This window comes from Microcoleus sp. LEGE 07076, assembly GCF_015207455.1.
Taxonomy (GTDB): Bacteria; Cyanobacteriota; Cyanobacteriia; order Cyanobacteriales; family Microcoleaceae; genus Microcoleus.
This window is the reverse complement of record NZ_JADEWV010000115.1, coordinates 1-21,063: the sequence shown is the minus strand read 5'-3', so window position 1 is coordinate 21,063 and position 21,063 is coordinate 1. Positions and strand designations below refer to the sequence as shown.

Sequence of the window (21,063 nt, the reverse complement as noted above, 5' to 3'; positions counted from 1 at the left end):
CACAAGTTCCCACCCATCCTCCCCCAACTGATTGACAAATAAATGCAGCGAGCCTTGTTTCCAATCTCGCAGCTCCTCACCATTTACATATAAACTAATTAGCTTATTTCCAAAAGGATACATATTCGCATCCACAAATAAATACTCCCACTTTTGCATAGCAATCCTTAATTTAGTTAGTCAGTAGTCAGTTGGCAGTGGACAGTTGGCAGTTGGCAGTGGACAGTGGACAGTTGGTTCGTTATTAGTTATTACTCGTTATTGGTTATTTGTTATTTCTTACCAATGCCCCATGCGCCATCCCCATGCCCCATTACCAACTACTGAACAGCAATTCTAGCCAAAGCAGCGCCCCGGTAATAGTGCAACAAAATCTGCTGGTAGCCGTATCCCTGCCTGGCCAAATTGTAAGCTCCCCACTGACTCATGCCTACAGCGTGACCGAAACCTTTGCCAGCAACTTGAAAACCCGTAGGAGCTTGGCCGCTGTTCCTGGCGCTCCCGCCTGCATACTGAGGAATCACGGTAAACCGCGTGCTCCTCAAACTCAGAACCCGACGCAAATCCGCGCCAGTCATCACCCTAGAACCGCCATCTCCGACTACTTTCATGGACAAAACGCTGCCGTAAGCGGTAGTACGTTCTGGCTTCATCGAGATTACATTACCCACACCAGAAATCTTGCTGCTGATTTGAGCGCGGGAAAAAGTTTCTTTCCACTGGTAAACCGGCGCGCCTTGGTCGAAGTCAGGAACACCGCGCAGGTAAGGCAGGGGTTGGGTCCAAACATCCTCGACATTTTCGGTATGTCCGCCAGATGCGGAGTGGAAAACGGCTAAAATAATCTGACCGTTGTAGGTGAGAACTTGACCTGCGGTGGCATCGACTGCGGCATAAGTGCCCGAAGATTCTGTTTGGAGTCCTTTGTAAACCTGCGAGGACTGAGTGTTGTCCACATCGTAAAGCTCGGTTTCACTTTTGAGGCGGTTGTGGATAGCGTAGGAACGGGCGGCGACTGCTTGGGCTTTTAAGGCCTCCAGAGGCCAATTGCCGCTCATTTCGGCACCGAGAACGCTGTAGAGATACTGTTCGATATCGACGTAGTTGACTGCTGTCAATGCTCCTTTTTCGGGAACTACAAGCGTGCGTCCGCGATACCACCGATCGCCAATCCAAACATACCCGTTCCCGGTCGGCTCGATCCAAATTTGATTGGCGGCCCAGCGCCCGATCGCCACTTTGCCCGATCGAAATTGAGCCGATCCAGAACTGTTGGCGGACAGTTCCCCCAAATTGCGCCCGCTACCGTCGCGGATTGCAGCCTTAGTAGAACTGCCGACTTTGATCTGACTTGCGCCGTCTTGTACCCCAACTCGCAAGATCAGCGCCGCCTGTGCTGGGGCTACCATTACCAGCCAAAACAACAGACTAATCCAAAAGTAGCGTTTTGTTAATGTCGAAAGAAAGGAAGCAAATAACACTCCTGGCTGCATCTGAAAAAGTTCCTCCTGTGCTGTACGAGTTTAAGAATTTTTAAGGGAAGGGAAAGAAAGGGAAAAAGGAAGCGGAACGGAAGAAACAAAACGTTAGAATTGAGTCGATCGCTCTGTGCGCTGGGCAAAAATGATTTGAGCGACTAGATGTTCGCAGGAACAGCGATTTATCCCGGTTCCTGCCTGCGACTATTTCTTATATGTCGGATTTGTCGCACTCTGGATATATGTAACATATTTTTTAAGACTTAATTGAGGTGATTTAACTCTTGCAGATTACATTTCTCGGAACTAGCTCAGGCGTACCCACGCGATCGCGCAACGTTTCCAGCATCGCCCTGCGCTTGCCCCAGCGAGCCGAACTCTGGCTGTTTGACTGCGGCGAAGGAACTCAGCACCAATTTCTCCGCAGCGACCTCAAAGTCAGCCAACTGAGCCGTATTTTCATCACTCACCTGCACGGCGACCACATTTTCGGGTTAATGGGTTTGCTGGCTAGCTGCGGTTTAGCGGGGAATGTCAAGCGCATCGATCTTTACGGGCCTCCGGGACTTGAAGAATATTTGCAAGCTGGCGTTCGCTATTCTCAAACTCATTTTTCTTACCCGGTGAAGGTGCACAAAAGTCACGAGGGAGTTGTTTATGAAAATGACGAATATATTGTGAGTTGCGCTCCTTTAAAACACCGAGTTACTGCTTTTGGTTATCGAGTAACTGAGAAAAACCGTCCCGGACATTTCGATGTCGAAAAAGCGAAGGCTGTCGGTATTCCTTCCGGGCCAATTTACGGCGAATTAAAACAAGGAAAGACCGTAAAATTATCGGATGGGCGAGAGTTTAAAGGTAGTGATTTTTGCGGCCCGGATCAAGTCGGGCGCAAGTTTGTGTACTGTACGGACACGGTTTTTTGTGACAGCGCGGTGGACTTGGCGAAGGATGCCGATTTGTTGGTACACGAAGCGACTTTTGCCCATCAAGATGCTCAAATGGCCTTCGATCGCCTGCATTCAACCTCAACAATGGCGGCTCAAGTTGCTTTGCTCGCTGGGGCGAAACAGTTGATTATGACGCATTTTAGCCCGCGCTATGCTCCGGGAAATGCGATCGTCCTAGATGACTTACTTAAAGAAGCCCAGGCAATTTTTCCGAATACAAAAATGGCCTATGACTTTTTGACTTACGAAGTGCCCAGGCCTGTTGAAGACTAGGGTTTAATTCGTTTTTATTTGAGTCTCGATCCCCCTCGCATCCCCCTTAAGAAGGGGGACTTTGAGAAGAATCTTGTCCCCCCCTTAAGTTAATCTGTAGGGTGCGTCGCCATCAAAAATTCTCGAAAAGATCGACAATCTCATAGCGACGCACCTTTCAAAATCTCAGGTCACTGAATATACAGCATATTTTATGTATATGTGGTACACACAATATTACGAGTTCCCGTGTAAGGTGCGTCGCCGCGAGATTGTTGGTCTTTTTTCAGATTATTTGATGCGACGCACTACGGTTTTTGTAGTTGAGATGGCAGAGTTTACCCGCACATACAAATATTTAAAATTACCATGATAATTGAAATTGGCACATTAGGCTTAAAACTAGCACAAGCAATCGGGCCTAAACTTGCAGAAATAGGATTCAAAGAAGCCATAAAAAAATTCAATCCTAGCGATTTTGAAAAAGCTTGGACTTGTGGCATTAAAACTGCCAATAAAACCCATGAATTATTCTATCCTTGCGAACAAGGCTTAGTCGAAAATTTTATAGAAAAAAAATTCTTTATCGGCGCCGCACTTCCAGAACTCCTGAAACCTTTCAACAATCAAGGAACGCCTCAAGTTGAGTTGTTAGTTGCAGCTTTTAATGCGACAGTCGCAGAAAACAAAAGAATTCAAGACAGATTCATACCAGAAAAAGTGCGTGATTGGCTGGATGTTTTTGCGAGAACCTATTTCGAGAAAACAAATTGTTATTTGAGTTTTCAGGTTGCCAAAGCCGACTACTTTAAGCAAGTCGCTAACTGGTTTGATGATGTTAAATTTGCTGGCATTGCCGTCGAAGGTCAGGAAATCGAGAAATCGGAAAAATTGGCTCAGATTTTTGTGATGCCCGATGTCTTGGAAGACGTAAATACTCTTGTACGCTTGGATATCGAAGAATTAGAGGCAGGCAAAAATCTGCAACTATTGCAGCGAGAAAGTCGCTCCGGTAGAAAGTTTTTAGCCTCACAATTGTTGAATCAAAATCGATCGCATAAATTTGTACTACTGGGCGCACCCGGTTCTGGTAAAACAACTTTACTGAGTTTTTTTGCGGTGATGTTGGCTCAGAATTATCCCGAAAAACTCGGCTGGGATGCTGAGAGAGATTGCTTGCCGATTTTGATTAAAATTCGCGACTTTGCTAGGCTTTCAGATATCAGTCTCCTCGACTATGCCCGCCAGTTTGCCGAGAAAACTATGTCGGTGAAACGGCTGCCCGAAGGCTTTTTTGAATATTGGCTGGCTGACGGTAGGGCGATGATTTTGTTGGATGGATTGGATGAAGTTGTGGAAGAATCCAAGCGCTACGCCGTAGTGCAGCAAATTGAGAATTTTTTGGGGCAGTACCATCAAAATCTGGCAATTATTACTTCTCGCCCTGCTGGTTACAAACGCGATTTTTTTAATAGTTCGGAGTTTGAACACTATCAGTTACAACTGCTTGATAATGCTAAAGTCGATGAGTTTATCGATCACTGGTATGACAGCCGCGTTCGAGATCCGGCGGAAGCTCAACGCCGTAAAGAAAGTATTAAAAAAGCTCTGAATGAAAATGACAGAATTAAATTATTGGCTAGAAATCCGCTGTTGCTGACAATTATTGCTTTGATTCATCGCTATCAAGCGGTACTGCCGAGGGCGCGTCACAAACTTTATGAAAAGGCTGTGGAGACACTGTTAAAGTGTTGGGATGCCAACAAAAAAATAACTGAGCAATCGTCCTTCAAATGTTTAGATGAAGACGACTTACGGCGGCTGATGGAAATTCTCGCCTATTGGATTCATACTCAGGGTAGTACGGATAATCCTGAAGGCGGAACGCTGATTGCTAAGGATGATTTGTTCGAGCAGTTAACTCAGAATATTAAAACCAAAAAACTGGTTGAACGGTTCCAGGCAAGAGAGGAAGCTAGACGCTTTGTGGATTTTATTCAACAGCGGACGGGATTGCTCAACGAACAAGGACAAGATTTGTACGCTTTTGTCCACAAGACTTTTCAAGAATATTTGTGCGCTCAAGAAATTGCGTATCAGGCAGATGATGATGGTGATTTTGAAATTATTTTGAATCATATTCGTGAGCATTTGCACGATCCTCACTGGCGGGAAGTGTTGCTGTTGTTGATTGCTCAACAAAAACCGAAGAAAGCGGCGAAAGCGATCCGGGCAATTTTGGCGGCGAATAGCGAGTATGAGGAATGGTTGCACCGCGATTTGTTTTTTGCTGGCAGTTGCCTTGCTGAAAATATTAAAGAGTTAAAGGTGGTAGATTCTAGTCTGACTGTGGAGATTTTGGAGAAGTTGGTTGAGTTGGAGGTAAGGGGTGAAGCACTGGTTGGTGACAGAGTTCGCTCTCAGGTTTTGCAAATCCTTTGCAGTATGAATGAGACTGAGTTTGAGGCGCAAACTTTGCAACTTTTGAAAGCAAGGGGTGTTGATGAAAATCGCTTGTGGAGATATCAAGCAGAATTAGGTGAAAAAGAAGCAGCCATCAGTGCCCTGTTGCTACGTCTCGAAAATGGTGATGAGGATGTGCGTATGTCGGCAGCACAAGCCTTGGGCAGGTTGGGAAATGCTTCAGAAATAGTAATCAGCGCCCTTCTACTACGTCTTAAAGATGAAGATTCTATGGTGCGTCGTGAGGTAGTACAAGCCCTCGGCGGGTTAGGAAATGCTTCAGAAACTGTGATCGGTTTCTTGGTGTTATGCCTTCAAGATGAGAAGCAGATGGTGCGCCATGAGGCAGCACGAGCCTTGGGTAGATTGGGAAATGCTTCAGAAATCGTCATCAACTCCCTGCTGTTAAGTCTTCAAGATGCGGAACACTCAGTACATTTCTTTGCAGTACGAGGGCTGAGCAGGTTTGGACATGTTTCAGAAGCCCTCGTCAGCGCCCTGCTACTACGTCTCGAAGATGGAGATAAGTCGGTGCGTGTGATGGCTGCACAAGCTTTGGGTAACTTGGGAAATGCTTCAGAAACCGTTATCAGTACCCTGCTTCAATCTCTCCAAGATGGCGATAAGTTAGTCCGTTGTAAAGCAGTACAAGCTTTGGGCAACTTGGGAAATACTTCAGAATCCGTTATCAGTGCCCTGCTTCAATCTCTCGAAGATGGAGATGAGGATATCCGTAGGTCGGCTGTCTATGCCTTGATTAATTTGGGAAATGCTTCAGAAACTGTCATCAACGCCGTGCTACTACATCTCGCAGATGGCCATAAGTCGGTGCGTATGATGGCAGCACAAGCTTTGGGCAACTTAGGAAATACTTCAGAAGCCGTCATCAGTGCCCTACTCCTATCTCTCCAAGATGGAGAGGACAGGGTGCGTATGATGGCAGCACAAGCTTTGGGCAACTTAGGAAATACTTCAGAAGCCGTCATCAGTGCCCTGCTCCTATCTCTCGAAGATGGAGAGGACAGGATGCGTATGATGGCTTCTGAAGCTTTGGGTAACTTAGGAAATACTTCAGAAGCCGTCATCAGTGCCCTGCTCCTATCTCTCGAACATGAGCATGAGTGGGTACGTAGCTCGGCAGTACAAGCTTTGGGTAACTTAGGAAATACTTCAGAAGCCGTCATCAGTGCCCTGCTGTTACGTCTCGAAGATGGGGAGGACTGGGTACGTCGTCAGGCAGCATTTGCCTTGGGTAAGTTGGGCCTAAAATCTAGTGACGTTTTGCCTGCTGTGGTGCAATGGATCGATCGCCCTCAAGATACACAAGATACACCATACGTCGGTTCAGGTATTGATGTGTTGTGGGATTTGGCGGCGAGTTAGGGAAATTGATTCGGGAATCGCAAATCGGTCGATCGCCCCCAAAGACGCCTTCGACCGCTTAGCAGAGCCAATGGTTGCTACAATCGGGAAAGGTAAACTCTGTGGGTCACACTACAGCCCGTAACCCTGAAACCTAATAGCTAAATTATTAAAAATCTGCCTCTGTTGCCATGTTTAAAAATCTGCTAGGCGATCCCAACGCGCGCAAACTGAGAAAATTTCAGCCTTGGGTAGCTGATATCAATATATTGGAAGAAGACTTCCGCACCCTCTCAGACGACGACCTGAAAGGCAAAACAGCGGAATTTCAAGAACGTCTGGCAAAAGCTAAATCTCTCAACGAAGAGAAAGAAATCCTAGACGAAATCTTGCCAGAAGCTTTTGCAGTGGTGCGAGAAGCCGGTCAGCGAGTTTTGGGAATGCGCCACTTTGATGTCCAACTCCTCGGCGGCATCATCCTCCACAAAGGCCAAATTGCCGAAATGAAAACCGGTGAAGGCAAAACTCTCGTGGCCACGCTGCCGGCTTACCTCAACGCCCTCAACGGTAAAGGCGTACACATCATCACCGTCAACGATTATCTCGCACGGCGGGACGCGGAATGGATGGGGCAAGTGCACCGCTTCCTGGGACTGACTGTGGGGCTGATCCAGCAGGGCATGGATCAGGTGGAACGCAAGAAAAATTATAACTGCGATATTACCTACGCGACAAACAGCGAGGTGGGTTTTGATTATTTGCGGGACAACATGGCTACTGTCATGGAAGATGTAGTCCAGCGTCCTTTTAATTTCTGCGTGATTGACGAGGTTGACTCGGTGCTGATTGATGAAGCCCGCACACCTTTGATTATTTCTGGTCAGGTGGAACGCCCCAGCGAGAAGTACATCCGGGCGGCTGAAGTTGCGGCTTCCCTAAGAAAGGAAAATGAGGAACATTACGAGGTTGACGAAAAGGCGCGGAATGTGCTGTTGACCGATGAAGGGTTTGGTGAATCTGAGAATTTGTTGGGCGTTACGGATTTGTACGACCCGGCTGACCCTTGGGCGCATTACATTTTTAATGCGATCAAGGCGAAGGAATTGTTTATTAAGGATATTAACTACATTGTTAATGCCGATCGCGAAGTGGTGATTGTCGATGAGTTTACCGGCCGGGTGATGCCGGGAAGGCGCTGGAGCGACGGTTTGCACCAGGCGATCGAAGCGAAAGAACACGCGGAAATTCAGCCGGAAACTCAGACGCTGGCGACTATTACTTATCAAAATTTCTTTTTGCTGTATCCGAAACTGTCGGGGATGACTGGGACGGCGAAAACTGAAGAAACCGAGTTTGAGAAGATTTACAATCTGGAAGTGACGCTGATTCCGACTAACCGAGTTACGAGCCGGACTGACCTTTCGGATATGGTTTACAAGGCGGAGGCTGGAAAGTGGAAGGCGATCGCCCAAGAATGTGCCGAAATGCACGAACTCGGTCGCCCGGTGCTGGTGGGCACTACCAGCGTGGAAAAATCCGAGTTGCTGTCGCGGCTGCTGCTGGAACTCAAAATTCCTCACAATTTGCTCAACGCGAAACCGGAAAATGTGGAACGGGAGTCGGAAATTATCGCTCAAGCCGGACGCAAAGGTGCTGTGACGATCGCCACCAACATGGCCGGACGCGGTACTGATATTATTTTGGGCGGTAATTCTGAATACATGGGCCGGCTCAAGTTGCGCGAGTATTTGATGCCCCGGATCGTGCAACCGGAGGATGAAGAAGGGTTTTCGCTGGTGCAAGTTCCCGGTATTGGCGGCCGCCCCGCAGCTCGAGGTTTTGGTGAAACTGCCAAAAAAACCAAGTCTTGGAAAGCTTCGGCGCAGATTTTCCCCACGCAGCTATCGAAAAATGCTGAGCAACTGCTCAAGGCGTCGGTGGAATTGGCGGTGAAGGAGTACGGGGAGCGATCGCTCTCGGAATTGAAAGCCGATGACATTGTGGCTGTAGCCTCGGAAAAAGCCCCTACCAAAGACATCGTAATTCAAAAATTGCGGGAAGCTTACAATGTAACTCGCAGCGAGTACGATGCTTTTACCAGCAGCGAACACGATGAAGTTGTGCAGTTAGGAGGCCTCCACGTCATCGGTACCGAGCGCCACGAATCGCGCCGCATTGACAATCAGTTGCGGGGCCGGGCGGGACGGCAAGGAGACCCTGGTTCTACGCGGTTTTTCTTGAGTTTGGAAGACAATTTGCTGAGAATTTTCGGTGGCGAACGGGTGGCGGGTTTGATGAAGGCTTTCGGTGTTGAGGAAGATATGCCGATCGAATCTGGAATGCTGACTCGTTCCCTCGAAGGCGCTCAGAAAAAAGTCGAAACCTACTATTACGACATCCGCAAGCAGGTATTTGAATACGACGAAGTAATGAACAATCAGCGTCGAGCAATCTATGCGGAACGCCGTCGGGTATTGGAAGGTTTGGACTCGAAGGAACAGGTAATTAAATATGCAGAACAAACGATGGACGACATCGTGGGAGCATACATCAATCCCGATTTACCTTCAGAAGAATGGGAACTGGAAAAACTTGTCAGTAAGGTGAAGGAATTTGTTTATTTATTAGCTGACATGACGGCGGATCAATTAGATGATTTGTCAGTTGAAGAAATTAAAACTTTCCTCCACGAACAAGTCCGCAATGCTTACGACATGAAAGAAGCGGAAGTTAATGCCATCCGAGCGGAATTGATGCGAGATGCAGAGCGGTTCTTTATTTTGCAGCAAATTGATACTTTGTGGCGGGAACACTTGCAGCAAATGGATGCTTTGCGCGAGTCTGTCGGGTTGCGCGGTTACGGGCAGAAAGACCCGCTAATCGAGTACAAAACTGAAGGTTACGAGCTGTTTTTGGACATGATGACGGATATCCGCCGCAACGTGGTTTATTCGCTGTTCCAGTTCCAGCCGCAGCCTGCAATGCCTGTTTCGGCTGAGATGGTTTGAAGATAGTTGACTCTTAACGTGTTTGGAACGGGCCGGAGAGCCCGTTCCACAAAACTGAGTTTTATTGTTGTGGAATCGGCCGGAGAGCCCGTTCTTGAAAATGGTACTCTGCCTGGATACTGGTTGAATTATAAAAAAATACAGAGATTCCCATTGAAGTATTGTATGACCTCGAACTATGCCAACTATTTTACGAATAGGCCCTTATCGACTTTACTTTTACAGCCATGAACCAAATGAACCACCTCATGTTCATATTGATAGAGACAAATCATCGGTTAAATTTTGGTTGGAGCCAGTCAGCTTGGGAAACAACCTTGGTTTTAGTGCTAAAGAACTTCGTAAAATACAGTTGGTAGTACAAGAAAATCAACAAACGCTATTGGAGGCTTGGTATGGGTATTTTGGCGATTCGAGCGGACGAGAGAGTTAAGCACATTCATTTTACAGAAGAAACCATTAGTGTTGATTTGATGGATGGACGAATCATTACCGTCCCTTTAATTTGGTATCCAAGATTGTTTAATGCAACGCCAGATCAAAGGGAAAAATGGGAAGTATGTGGCGGAGGCTATGGCATTCACTGGGAAGAAATTGATGAAGACCTCAGTACAGAAGGAATGCTGCGAGGCGCACCGGCTCCGAGGCCTAAAATCATTCATTAATTGCGATCGCTACTTCACTTCTAAGGGGCGCGAATTAAATAATTTAGACAAGTTTGTGGGACGGGCGTCCCGCCCGTGCAGAAAGGACGGGCTCTCCCGCCCATCCCACAATAACCATCAAGTTGTAAGTTATTTAATTATCATTCCTAAGCTTTGGTATTAAGCCCAATCTTCTCGATCGCTTTTTTGTTTCCTGTAAACCTCACCTTGGGCGTGAATTTTACGAGTTTGTTCGTAAAGACTTTCTTCGGTATGATTCCATTTGTGCAGGACTTTTTTTAAGTCTGATTGGATATCTCTAGCGCCGGGAAAGCCTCGATACCTAATTATTAATCTTGCTAATTCTGATAAATTGTGGTCGGTTGTTTCTCCGGCTAATAAAGTATCGACTGTAGTGCGATCGCGCTTGTATTGCGGATGCTGCTGATCTTGATTTTTTGCTGCTGAATCCATACTATTTTATGTTTTCCCAATCATCTGAAAATGTTGCTAGAAGCAACCGCCACCCAAAAGCGGGGACATAAATAACTATCATGAATTGAGTCTTAAATCCGGGCTTCATCAACGGTTTGATTCGGGTATCACAACTGTCAACTGTCAACTGTCAACTGTCAACTGTCAACTCTTTAAGTTGTCGCTTCAGTCATTCCCAGAAATTTTTGTGCTTGTTCAGTTATACCAAATAGGCGATCGCCCTGACAAAAAATTTCCCAGCCGCGAATTCCCATAAAACCAACACCTGCAACCGCCAAGGGCATCGCAGCGGCACCTAAAAGCGCGGCAATCGGGGGAAATATCATGCAGAGTGTTAAGAGAATCGCGGTAATTGCACCGCCAGCAATGCCAGCTTTGGCGGTGGCGGTAGCGACTTGTTCGACTAACTCTGACTGGGTAATTTTGCCTTCAACGCACAATAGCGAATTTTCTAAGATCGAAAATATTAACTCAATTACTGCTGCTGCGATCGCCCCTTTCATTGCAGCCCCAACGATTTCGGAAACTGCTGCTTTAAACGCTGCATCTGCTAAAACTTGCTTGGCGACGGCTAATTCGGCCACAGTCATGTCTTTACCGCCGCGAGCCCGATTCACCCAAAAATGTTCAAAAATCCCGTTAGCAGCTTCGTTTCCGCCTCCATTCACGCGTGCTTGGATGTGACTCCAATCTTTATCTTGACAGAAGTTGCGAATTGCTTCGGGGCCTTGGGCGCGAATTTGGGCGGGTATGGATTCAAATACTTTTGCTGCTTCCTGAACGTTTCGGATGCCGTCACGCACCCCAGCCCTCGCAAATTTCCATTGCAGGTTTGTTGGCAGGTTCTCAAAACGGATGTTGTGTGCTATTTTAAAAGCTTCTTGACTGGCGATCGCCCCGGCACTAACTATTGAACTTGGCGCTGACTGTACCCACGCGGTTAATAAAGTTGCACTTTCCTCAACTTTAGCCGCAATTTGGTTGCCTAAGTTTTGGGTATCGGCAACAGTTTCTTCTACTTTAGCAGTTAGGAATTCGAGCGGATTCTGGTTTATTGTCATTTCGCTCCAGCTTGCATTGTTATTGATTGGATTATTCTGAATGTAGCAATTTTCACATCAGTTATACAAATATGTAGGGGTAGTGCCCCCGTGCCTACCCCCAGCGGGATCTTTACGTTTGGAATAGCTTCGCTAATAAATTATACAAATGATGCGAGGATTGCTATATGTAGGGGTAGTGTCCCGGTGCCTACCCCCACGGATCTAAATTGCTTCTAACTCCGGCTGTAATTTGAGAGCTTTTTGTTGATAAATTAAACCTTCATTGGTTCGCCCTTGCTGTTCTAATACTTTGCCTAAATTCCAATAAGCTGCGGCTAAACCTGGTTGAATAGCGATCGCTTTTTGGTAGTACATTATCGCATCATCCAGCCGTTGTTGTTTGTAAAACATACTGCCTAAGTTAACATAGGCTTCGACAAAATTAGGGTCGAATTCGATCGCCTTGGAGTAGGCGCGCATTGCCGCATCTGTTTTGCCTTGGGCTTGCAGGATATTGCCTAGGGTTTTGTAGGCGGGGGCAAAATTTGGTTGCTGGCGAAGTGTTTGGTAGCACTGGCCGATCGCCTCTACATATTTTTGTTGAGCATAATAAACTTCGGCAATCTTGTTAAGTGCGATCGCCTCCTCAAATTTACCAGGTTGTTGCAGTCGATCGCCCGTTTCTAAATGCTGCGAGGCTAACTCGGAATTTACGATCATATGGGAGAAGCAAGTTTGGCAACGGATTGGTAAGGACTGATGTCATATCAAATCCCGTAGCATCGGAATTATTAGTAGCCGAAATTAGGAGACGGCACTGCCGTCTCCCTACCCAAAATAACTAAGTTAAGTTGACCATCGTACAATCAAGGAGACAGTTGCCACACCTTAATCGTGTCGTCATAACTGCCGCTGATCAAAGTTTTGTCTTGAGGATTAAAAGCCAATTCCACCCAAGTCGAATGACCTTTGAGCGTCCCCTGTTCCCCGCCATCCATCGCCCACAGCTTGATAGTACCGCTCAAATCGGCGCTGGCGAGCCTCGTGCCATCGGGACTGAAAGCTAGAGACCCAATTCGATCGGCATGACCGGTAAAAGTCACCTCGCCCGATGGCTGCGGCCCGCGATTCGTCCTGACATCCCAAATCCTCACCGTATTGTCCCAGCCGCCGCTGCCCAAAATTGTACCGTCCGGACTGACGGTAAGAGCCGAAACAGCATCGACATGACCCGTGAGAGTCGCTTGGAATTCCCCAGTCTTCCAATTCCACATCTCGATCGTACCGTCGCCCTTGCCAGCAAACAAAGTATCTTTGTCCGGACTGAAAGCCACAGAATGCACCTCGCCAAAAATTCCCTTGAGAGTTTCCAACTCTGCGCCGCCTTCGACTTGCCACAGTTTCAATCTATTATCCTTACCGACACTGGCGAGGGTTTGGCCGTTGGGACTGAAAACCACTGAGAACACGCCGTCTTTGTCTGCGTCCAATGTCCGAATTAACTTGCCGGAATAGAAATTCCACAATTTAATCGTACCGTCAGCGCCACCGCTGGCGATCGTCCTGCCGTCGGGACTGACAGCCACAGACCACACGGGCCCCAAATGTGCTGTTATAGTTTTGAGCACTTTGCCGTGACGCTTGTGCAGCAGGCTAATTGTGCCGTCATTGTTCCCGCCCAAGATGACGCGGCCGTTGGGAGCGACTGCTACAGCCCACACCGGGTTTTTGTCTCGATCGGCCAGAGTGCGTACTGCTGGCCCTGACTGCGATTCCTGACGGTTGAAATCCTGCATGGGGGGCGGATCGAACCGAATTTCGGGAATTGTAGAAACAGGCTCCGAAGAAGTGAAAGCCGACGGTACTGTCGATGGCAAGCGAGAACCCAGCACCACTGAAATCAGCGCAACTGCCGCTCCTCCCCACAAAGCTAAAGTCCATCTGGGTTTGCTGACTATCGCGTCTATCGGTGTCGGGCCGTATTTCAGGTCTTTGAGAATTTCTTCGGTCGATCGGTAGCGTTTTGATGTTTCTCGCTCTACCATTTTATCCAGAATGCGGCCGAGTCTGGCCGAAACCGGTACTTTCAAATAGTGCCTCCAGGCCCAACTCTCGCTTTTGATATCAAACAAATCAAACGGCGACATTCCTGTTAACAAGTGAATGCAAGTCACGCCCAAACTGTAAATGTCGCTGCTAAAAATAGCTTGACCTGTAATTTGTTCGGGAGCCGCATATTCGGCAGAACCCGTCACTCTTTCTGTTTTTAGCGGTCTGCTGTTTGCAGGAATTGCCGTGCCGAAATCAACTAAAACCAGCCCCGATTCTTCCTCCTCCGGCAGCGCGCATACATCCTCTTTTCCCGCAGCAGCTAGGCTAATTTGAGAACTTTTGCGGTGAATAATATTGGACGGTTTGATATCTCGGTGAATCAGTTGATTGTCGTGAACGAGTTGCAGCACAGGCAACAATTCGCTCAGCAGATACCAAATGTGAATTTCTTTAAGAACACCTTTTTCTGAAAGTCGATCGGCTAAATTGCGACCGGGGATGTATTCTTGCACTAAATACTGGCAGCCTTCGACTTCAAAAGATGCCAGCAGTTTTGGTATTTGCGGATGTTTGCCCAACTCGTCGATGACCCTGGCTTCGCCGCGAAATCTCCGGCCCCGCTGTGCGCGACTGTCAGCGACTGACTGCTGTTGGCCACAAAACTGTTGAATCACACAGCGGGGCACGGCTGGTTGGTCTTCATCGACTGCCAAGAAGGTGCGGCAACCGAGATTTTGACCGAGGGGGTGAAAGACTCGGTAGCGCCCTTTTAGCAGCAAGTTCGACTCGCAACTCGTACAGGCTGTCGCGCGATCGAGATTTTCTGGATTCTGGCAATTGGGATTGATGCAGTAACTCATTTGTCTTTCCGCTGGAGACCCCCGTCCGAACTTATTAGAGGAGTGGGGGAGGAAAGCGGGGCGGTGCGTGCCGCTTCCTGTGGACAAATTAAATAATTTGAATCTTTGCTTTATGATAATTGTTTCCCAGATTTTAGCCACAATTCCTGCGGCCGAGCGCGCGTTAATTATTGCTGACTTTCCTGCGATCGAGGTTTAATCGACCGACCGCCCGCGTGCTGTGACATTGTTCGGCTCAACTCGCACGTACCGAATTAAGCTATACTATCATTCATTGCGAATACAATAATTGTGCTCGCAGCCAAGCCAAACAATCGCGAGGCATTCTCAAAACTCGGCTATCCTCGATTCTGTGGAATCAATCTCAAATCTCAAATCTACTAAAAAATTGAAATTTGAGCAACTTTCCCCCAAGGAACTACTAACTTTTAACTACTACTTATGCCGTTAATTCGCGTTTCCAAACCTTGGGAAATTCCCGACCCACAAATTACCTCAGAAACATCATTTCTCAACCGCCGCCGCTTCATGACCAATTTAATTGGCGCTGGCGTGACTGCTTCGCTGCTGCCGCTGACCGGCTGTCAAAGTAGCGGCGACAGCTCAAAAACAGCTCTGGATAAAGGCTCAACTCAAGCATATTCGGGATTGACCCGCAATTCCAACTTCGCAAAAGTCGATCGAGCAATTACCGACGAAGCCTTAGCTACAAAATATAACAACTTTTACGAATACGGCGGCACAAAATCTATTTGGCAAGCCGCCCAAGCTATGCCAACAGAAAACTGGAAAGTAGAAGTAGCAGGTTTAGTCAAAAATCCCCGCACTTACGATATTGATGACCTCCAGAAAAAATTTCCCATCGAAGAACGAGTTTATCGATTTCGCTGCGTAGAAGCCTGGGCAATGGTAGTTCCTTGGGTCGGATTTCCCATGAAATTGCTCGTGGCTGATGTCGAACCACAATCTAACGCTAAATTCGTTCGCTTCACCTCGTTTTATGACCCAAAAATTACTCCCGGCCCCGGTTTAATGTCACAATTTTATCCTTGGCCTTACACCGAAGGTATGCGAATTGAAGAAATGGCAAACGATTTAGCATTTTTTGCCACAGGGTTGTACGGGCGGCAGCTACCAAAACAAAATGGTGCGCCGCTACGGCAAGTGATTCCCTGGAAGTACGGTTTTAAGGGCGCAAAGTCGATCGTCAAAATTGAATTTCTCGAAAAACAGCCCGCCACTTTTTGGAATACAATCGGCCCCAACGAATACGCTTTTGAAGCAAATGTCAACCCCAATAAACCTCACCCCAGATGGTCCCAAGCCAGCGAAAGAATCGTCGGCCCGGGTAACAGTTGGTCCTGGGAAACTCGCCCGACTTTGCCCTATAACGGTTATGGCGAATATGTGGCGAGTCTTTACAGTTAAACCAGCCTGACTGTAAAAATTGAAGAATTAGACAAGATTGCCTCAGTCATTTTAATCAAATTTTGGGACGATGCTCGCGTGTCATCCCACAAGAAAAAAGATTTTTGTGGGACGTTGCTCTGAGCATCGTCCTAACTATTTTTGCAAAAAGTCTATTGAAGAATTGAGGGGAGCATCTGTGTTTTGTATTTGCAGTGCGAACCCTTCAAGAGTTTGCACCGCAGATCAGCTAATCAGCATTTAAATTGCATCTAAAATAATTAGACTCTTGTGGGGTGAGCTTTCAGCATCACCCCAAATATGCAATTTCAATGCAGATTGTAGGTTCTCAATAAAGTGAGGTCTGCCATAAGCCCAATGCCCTAGGGCACCTCATCTTTCTGAGAAATGCTATACATAGATTTGTTGAGGAACGAAACCCAACGGTATTGTGCTATAAATCCCAACACTTATCGCTTTTGAGCAACGCCTCAAACTCAGCCGTTGGCAAAGCCTCACTGAAAAAATAGCCTTGAATTTCGTCGCAATCGTGGGAACACAAAAAAGCAAGTTCCCGCTCATTTTCTACCCCCTCAGCAATCACTGTCATCTTCATGGACTGCGCCATTTGAATAATCGCTATTGTAATTGCTGCATTTTGGCGATCGTCCGCAATATCGCGAATAAAACTCTTGTCAATTTTGAGCGCATCAAATGCAAAGCGTTTCGGATAACTCAAAGAAGAATACCCCGTCCCAAAATCATCAATTGCTATCCTAATCCCCATATCCTTCCACACCTTAAAAGCTCTAGCTGCTGCCGCTTCATCTTGCAAAATCAGACCTTCAGTCAATTCTAATTCCAGACATTTAGGATCCAGATTAGTTTCTCTCAATATCTCACTCACTCTCTCCGTCAAATTTTTCCGTTCAAACTGGCGGGCCGACACATTTACCGCTACCCGCAGCGGAGGCAAGCCCTCAGTTTGCCAAGCTTTCGTTTGCCTGCAAGCAGTCTCTAACACCCATTCGCCCAGCGGTGCAATCAAGCCCATTTCTTCAGCCATTGGAATGAATTCTCCAGGGGAAACTCGGCCTCTTTCTGGATGATTCCAGCGCACCAAAGCTTCAGCGCCAATAATTTTCCCAGTTTTAATTTCTATTTGTGGCTCGTAGTAAAGTTCAAACTCTGAGCGTTTTAAAGCATTCCGCAGACCCGTTTCTTGAGCAAACTTATTGATAGAAATCTTTGCAGCTTTTTCAGTATAAAACTGATACTGTTTTCCGCCTTTTTCCTGAGAATTATACATAGCTGTACAAGCATTTTTCAGCAGTTCGTCTGCATTCCTGCTGTCGCCCGGAAATAAAGAAAGGCCGATACTCGCCGTGACATACAGTTCTGTGCCTTCGACAATCATAGGTTGGGCTACAATATCTAAAATGTTTTGAGCAATATTGGCAACATCGTGTTTTTTGGCAACTGGTTCGAGAACAATTGCAAATTCAGCAGCTTCAAAACGAGCCACAATATTAATCTTCTCCGTGCAGTTGCTCAGTCGATCGGCAATTTCGCAAAGTACGGAGTCGCCAATATCGTGTCCCAAGGTACTGTTAATTCTGTTAATTCTATCTAAACTGATAGTCATAACGGGAATGATTGCTGGCAATTTTTTGTGCTTGTCTAATACCTGACTTAGCTGCTCTCGCAACAGCGATCGGTTGGGCAAGTTTGTCAAGCAGTCGTGCTGATGTCGGTGCAGAGCTAATTGAATAGTTGTATGCAAGTTTTTTTCCTCAAATGGTTTGACAATATAGCCGAAGGGTTTGGTTGTATTCACCCGTCGCAAAGTGTTTTCGTCAGCATAAGCCGTCAGATAAACTACCGGGATTTTAAAATGCGCTCTAATTTGTTCTGCTGCTGTAATTCCGTCGATTTCTCCTTGCAGGTTAACATCCATCAAAACTAAATCAGGTCGAAATTCTCTTGCCGATTGAATCGCTTCTTCTCCAGAATACACAATCCCAGTAATATTGTATCCCAGAGCAATTAAACTGTCGGAAATGTCTTCCGCAATAATGCTTTCGTCTTCAACGATCAGAATTTTTTTGTGTGACATAATTTAGTCTCCGAAAATGGCTACTTTGGTTTTGCAAATGTTATTTTAAAATTCGTGCCTGCTGTTTCTAACAGTTCTATTTCCCCCCGAATTTGCTTGACTAAAGAGCCAACCAGTCGCAAACCCAATGTTCGGGAATTGCGATAATCTAAGTCTTGAGGAAAACCAATGCCACTGTCGCTGACTGTTAGCACACAAACACCGTTATTGTCTAAGCTAAAATCTATTTGTATTTTACCTTTAGTTTGTTCTTCAAAAGCATACTTGAGTGAATTGGTCACGAGTTCGTTGATAATCAATCCGCAAGGAACTGCTGTATCGATATTCATAGAACACGGGGCAATATTTGTTTGCAAGTTTACGCCTTCTGCATAAATTTCATAAGCTTGGAATAAATTATATGCGAGATTTTGGATGTATTCGGCAAAGTCAATGTTTGAGAAATTTTTGGATTGATACAATTGTTCGTGAACCAGGGCCATTGATCTGACTCGGTTTTGACTTTCTTTTAACATTGCGCTAACCCGGCTGTCTTGGATGTAGCGGGACTGAAGTTTGAGCAAACTAGAAATTACTTGAAGGTTATTTTTGACGCGGTGGTGAATTTCTTTGAGGAGGACTTCTTTTTCTGCGAGGGATGCTTTGATCCGATTTTCGTCGCGCTTGCGATCTGTAATGTCTCGCACTACTCCTTGAATTACTTTGCGCCCGTTCATTTCCATTGCATTTAACAGCACTTCGGCGGGAAATTCTGAACCGTCTAGCCGTTTGTGCACCCAGTCAAAGCGACAGCTACCTGTTTGCATTGCTGTGGATATTCTCTGTGCTGCTAAACTGTATGAGTCTTGTCCGCTAGGCTGAAATTGCGGGGAAAATTCGCTTGGTTTCTTTCCATAAAATTGTTCTTTATTGGTGCAGCCAAAGATTGATAAGGTGGCGATGTTACAGTCAACAAATGCTTGTTCGTCCAGTAGCATTACTGCGTCGCTGGTTGCTTCGTAAAGGCTGCGTAATTTGCCTTCAGATTCTTGAAGAGAAGTGATTAATTTGGTTTTTTGAGCTTCGGCGCGATTGCGGTCGGTAATGTCTATTCCTACCGAAACTGCTGCATTTCCCTGATGATATTTCTGAACTACTATCAAATAATTGCGGATGCTGCCGTTAATTTCTATATCTATTTCTTGCCAAATTTGCTGAGATGAACTGTCAAAAAAGTTTCGGATCAGTTCTCCAAAAGTTGAGCCTTTGTCAAGAAAGTTGATTTCTTGACCTACAAAGCTTTCTGGAGATAGTTTGAATGAGGTTGCTAGGTGCTGGTTGACTCCTATATACCGCAAATCTGAACTGATCCAAGAAATTAGTCCGGGCACGGCATCCAAGACGGCGCGAAGTTGGTCTGTGGCTTCTTGGAGTGCTTGTTCCGATCGCTTGCGATCGCTAATATCTGTGGCGGTGCCGTACAAACCTAAAATAGCGCCGTTTTCAGCTTGGTTGACGATGCTGTTGACGCGCAAATGGACGGGAGTACCGTCTTTGCGAACTTGTACTATTTCGTAAGGAGAATTTGGGGTTTGTGGCTGAATGCTGGTTCTCGCTAAAAGTTCTGCAAATATTTCTATTTTTCTGTTTCTTTGTTGGGGAATTAAAAATTCTGTAAAGCGGCGGCCGATCATTTCTGGGGGTTCGTAACCGTAGATGCGTTTGGCGGCGGTATTGACAAAGGTCAAGATGCCTTGAATATCGATCGACCAAATAAGTTCTTGGGATGTTTCTACGAGGTTGCGGTACTTTTTTTCGCTTTCGGTAATTGCTGCATTCAAGACTGCTGTTTGCTGCTGAAGTCTGTCTTTTAATTCTTGATTGGCCGTTTCGAGGTTTGCGATCGACTTTTGGCGCTCGGTAATATCGGTAGAAATACCGACAGCCCCGACAACTTCCCCGTTTGCATCTCGCAGCGCTGCCGATCGAATTTCGTGAATAAAATGTCCCTCTGGGGCATTCCAAGTGCGATCGTTTCCTGCTAGTACCGAGGCAATATTTTCTAAGATATCTGGCTGGCTGCGGTAAACTTCAAAAATTGACTGCCCGACAGTTGCACGCGATTTGAGTCCAAAATTTTCTAATCCTTTGCCGGATACAAAAGTTAACCTGCCGTCTTTGTCGGTTGCCCACAGGAAAGTCGGGGAACTATGGAGGGCGGCGTGCAGGGTGTCGTTTTCTTGTTTTAGCTGATCGATTTCGGCATGAAGTCTGGTGCGGGTGTTGCTCAATTCTACCGTTAGTCGATCGGCTTTTTGCTGCAAAATCGCAGCAGTGTCGTACATTTCTGCGGGATTGGGCGATCGATCGATCGATTGGTTGCGGTGTGACATAGTTACTTTGGGATGCACTCTATATTTAATCCCGGGCTATCTTTTAAGCATAAACTTTTTAAGTTAAATATTACAGTTCGTTATGATACTTATCCGAGCCAGGTGCGATAGTCTAAATCTAGTTTAATCCATTCCGTAATTGCTTCTCATTCATGCTGTCTGGCGATTATTTAGAGATTGACAACTAGCTGAACAATGGCTGCAAATCCGTACTTTTATACTACGCATGTGTAGTAGTGCAAAAAGAAAATTTGCAATCCAGGGCTTGCACAATACATATAATTATAAAGTTATTATATTGTTTGCGTATATTCACGCACTCAGGAATCGGGAATCGGGAATTGGGAAATATAGCCATCGCTAACAAAAGTGCCATGAGACGCTCCCCAGAGAGCATCTGTGTTTTGCCTTTGAACCTGCGATCCCTTCAACAGCTCGCTTGGTGATATATCCGCAAACGAGCTCACGACAGATCCCCAGGCGTTAACACAATACTTTGTGCCACGGTGAGATGCTTTCTCGCAATCAAGCACAAAAAATGTTTGTTAATAAGCTGTTCTC

Annotated in this window: 13 protein-coding genes; 6 read left to right on the top strand and 7 right to left on the bottom strand. The window is 46.3% G+C overall.

The genetic code is table 11. The features are described from left to right. Nucleotides 1-320 precede the first annotated feature (320 nt). The gene (locus IQ270_RS18540; protein WP_193974627.1) at nucleotides 321-1,493 is read right to left on the bottom strand and encodes a SpoIID/LytB domain-containing protein; all 1,173 of its coding nucleotides are present in this window, start codon (nucleotides 1,491-1,493) and stop codon (nucleotides 321-323) included. Nucleotides 1,494-1,762: 269 nt separating this feature from the next. Between IQ270_RS18540 and IQ270_RS18535 the strand changes: the two genes are divergently transcribed. From IQ270_RS18535 to IQ270_RS18515, 5 genes are all read left to right on the top strand, one after another. Continuing rightward, complete coding sequence (locus IQ270_RS18535) at nucleotides 1,763-2,701, top strand: ribonuclease Z (RefSeq protein WP_193974626.1); 939 nt, start codon at nucleotides 1,763-1,765, stop codon at nucleotides 2,699-2,701. A gap of 348 nt (nucleotides 2,702-3,049) precedes the next feature. Then, nucleotides 3,050-6,526, top strand: a complete 3,477-nt coding sequence (locus IQ270_RS18530) for a HEAT repeat domain-containing protein (protein WP_193974625.1) — start codon at nucleotides 3,050-3,052, stop codon at nucleotides 6,524-6,526. Between the two features lie 170 nt (nucleotides 6,527-6,696). Beyond that, on the top strand, nucleotides 6,697-9,513 hold the full coding sequence (secA, locus tag IQ270_RS18525; RefSeq protein WP_193974624.1) for a preprotein translocase subunit SecA: 2,817 nt from the start codon (nucleotides 6,697-6,699) through the stop codon (nucleotides 9,511-9,513). 178 nt (nucleotides 9,514-9,691) lie between these two features. Further along, nucleotides 9,692-9,946 carry a DUF4160 domain-containing protein gene (locus IQ270_RS18520; protein ID WP_193974623.1) on the top strand — a complete coding sequence of 85 codons (255 nt, stop codon included), beginning with the start codon at nucleotides 9,692-9,694 and terminating at the stop codon, nucleotides 9,944-9,946. Beyond that, a complete protein-coding gene (locus tag IQ270_RS18515) occupies nucleotides 9,909-10,178 on the top strand; it encodes a DUF2442 domain-containing protein (RefSeq protein ID WP_193974622.1) in 270 nt (89 codons plus the stop codon). The genes IQ270_RS18520 and IQ270_RS18515 overlap by 38 nt, the downstream gene beginning before the upstream one ends. Before the next feature lie 159 nt (nucleotides 10,179-10,337). Here the strand turns inward: IQ270_RS18515 and IQ270_RS18510 are convergent, their stop codons facing one another. The 4 genes from IQ270_RS18510 to IQ270_RS18495 all read right to left on the bottom strand — a co-directional run bounded on the left by IQ270_RS18510 (nucleotide 10,338) and on the right by IQ270_RS18495 (nucleotide 14,607). Further along, nucleotides 10,338-10,631, bottom strand: coding sequence for a DUF3288 family protein (locus tag IQ270_RS18510; RefSeq protein WP_193974621.1), 294 nt, complete (start codon nucleotides 10,629-10,631; stop codon nucleotides 10,338-10,340). 173 nt (nucleotides 10,632-10,804) lie between these two features. Next, entirely contained in the window at nucleotides 10,805-11,713 is a 909-nt protein-coding gene (locus IQ270_RS18505; RefSeq protein ID WP_193974620.1) for a hypothetical protein, read from the bottom strand. Between the two features lie 204 nt (nucleotides 11,714-11,917). Next, the gene (locus IQ270_RS18500) at nucleotides 11,918-12,415 is read right to left on the bottom strand and encodes a tetratricopeptide repeat protein (protein WP_193974619.1); all 498 of its coding nucleotides are present in this window, start codon (nucleotides 12,413-12,415) and stop codon (nucleotides 11,918-11,920) included. Nucleotides 12,416-12,561: 146 nt separating this feature from the next. Further along, nucleotides 12,562-14,607: a serine/threonine-protein kinase gene (locus IQ270_RS18495; protein WP_193974618.1), complete on the bottom strand. Its 2,046-nt coding sequence runs from the start codon at nucleotides 14,605-14,607 to the stop codon at nucleotides 12,562-12,564. A gap of 441 nt (nucleotides 14,608-15,048) precedes the next feature. Here IQ270_RS18495 and msrP point away from each other — a divergent pair, with 441 nt between their 5' ends. Further along, a complete protein-coding gene (gene msrP / locus IQ270_RS18490; RefSeq protein ID WP_193974617.1) occupies nucleotides 15,049-16,035 on the top strand; it encodes a protein-methionine-sulfoxide reductase catalytic subunit MsrP in 987 nt (328 codons plus the stop codon). A 433-nt stretch (nucleotides 16,036-16,468) separates the two neighbouring features. On the opposite strand, the gene IQ270_RS18485 is transcribed toward msrP, so the two are convergent. Together IQ270_RS18485 and IQ270_RS18480 are read right to left on the bottom strand one after the other, a co-directional pair. After that, the gene (locus IQ270_RS18485; protein ID WP_193974616.1) at nucleotides 16,469-18,130 is read right to left on the bottom strand and encodes a bifunctional diguanylate cyclase/phosphodiesterase; all 1,662 of its coding nucleotides are present in this window, start codon (nucleotides 18,128-18,130) and stop codon (nucleotides 16,469-16,471) included. Between the two features lie 20 nt (nucleotides 18,131-18,150). Further along, the gene (locus IQ270_RS18480) at nucleotides 18,151-20,502 is read right to left on the bottom strand and encodes a PAS domain S-box protein (RefSeq protein WP_193974615.1); all 2,352 of its coding nucleotides are present in this window, start codon (nucleotides 20,500-20,502) and stop codon (nucleotides 18,151-18,153) included. Nucleotides 20,503-21,063: the final 561 nt, after the last annotated feature.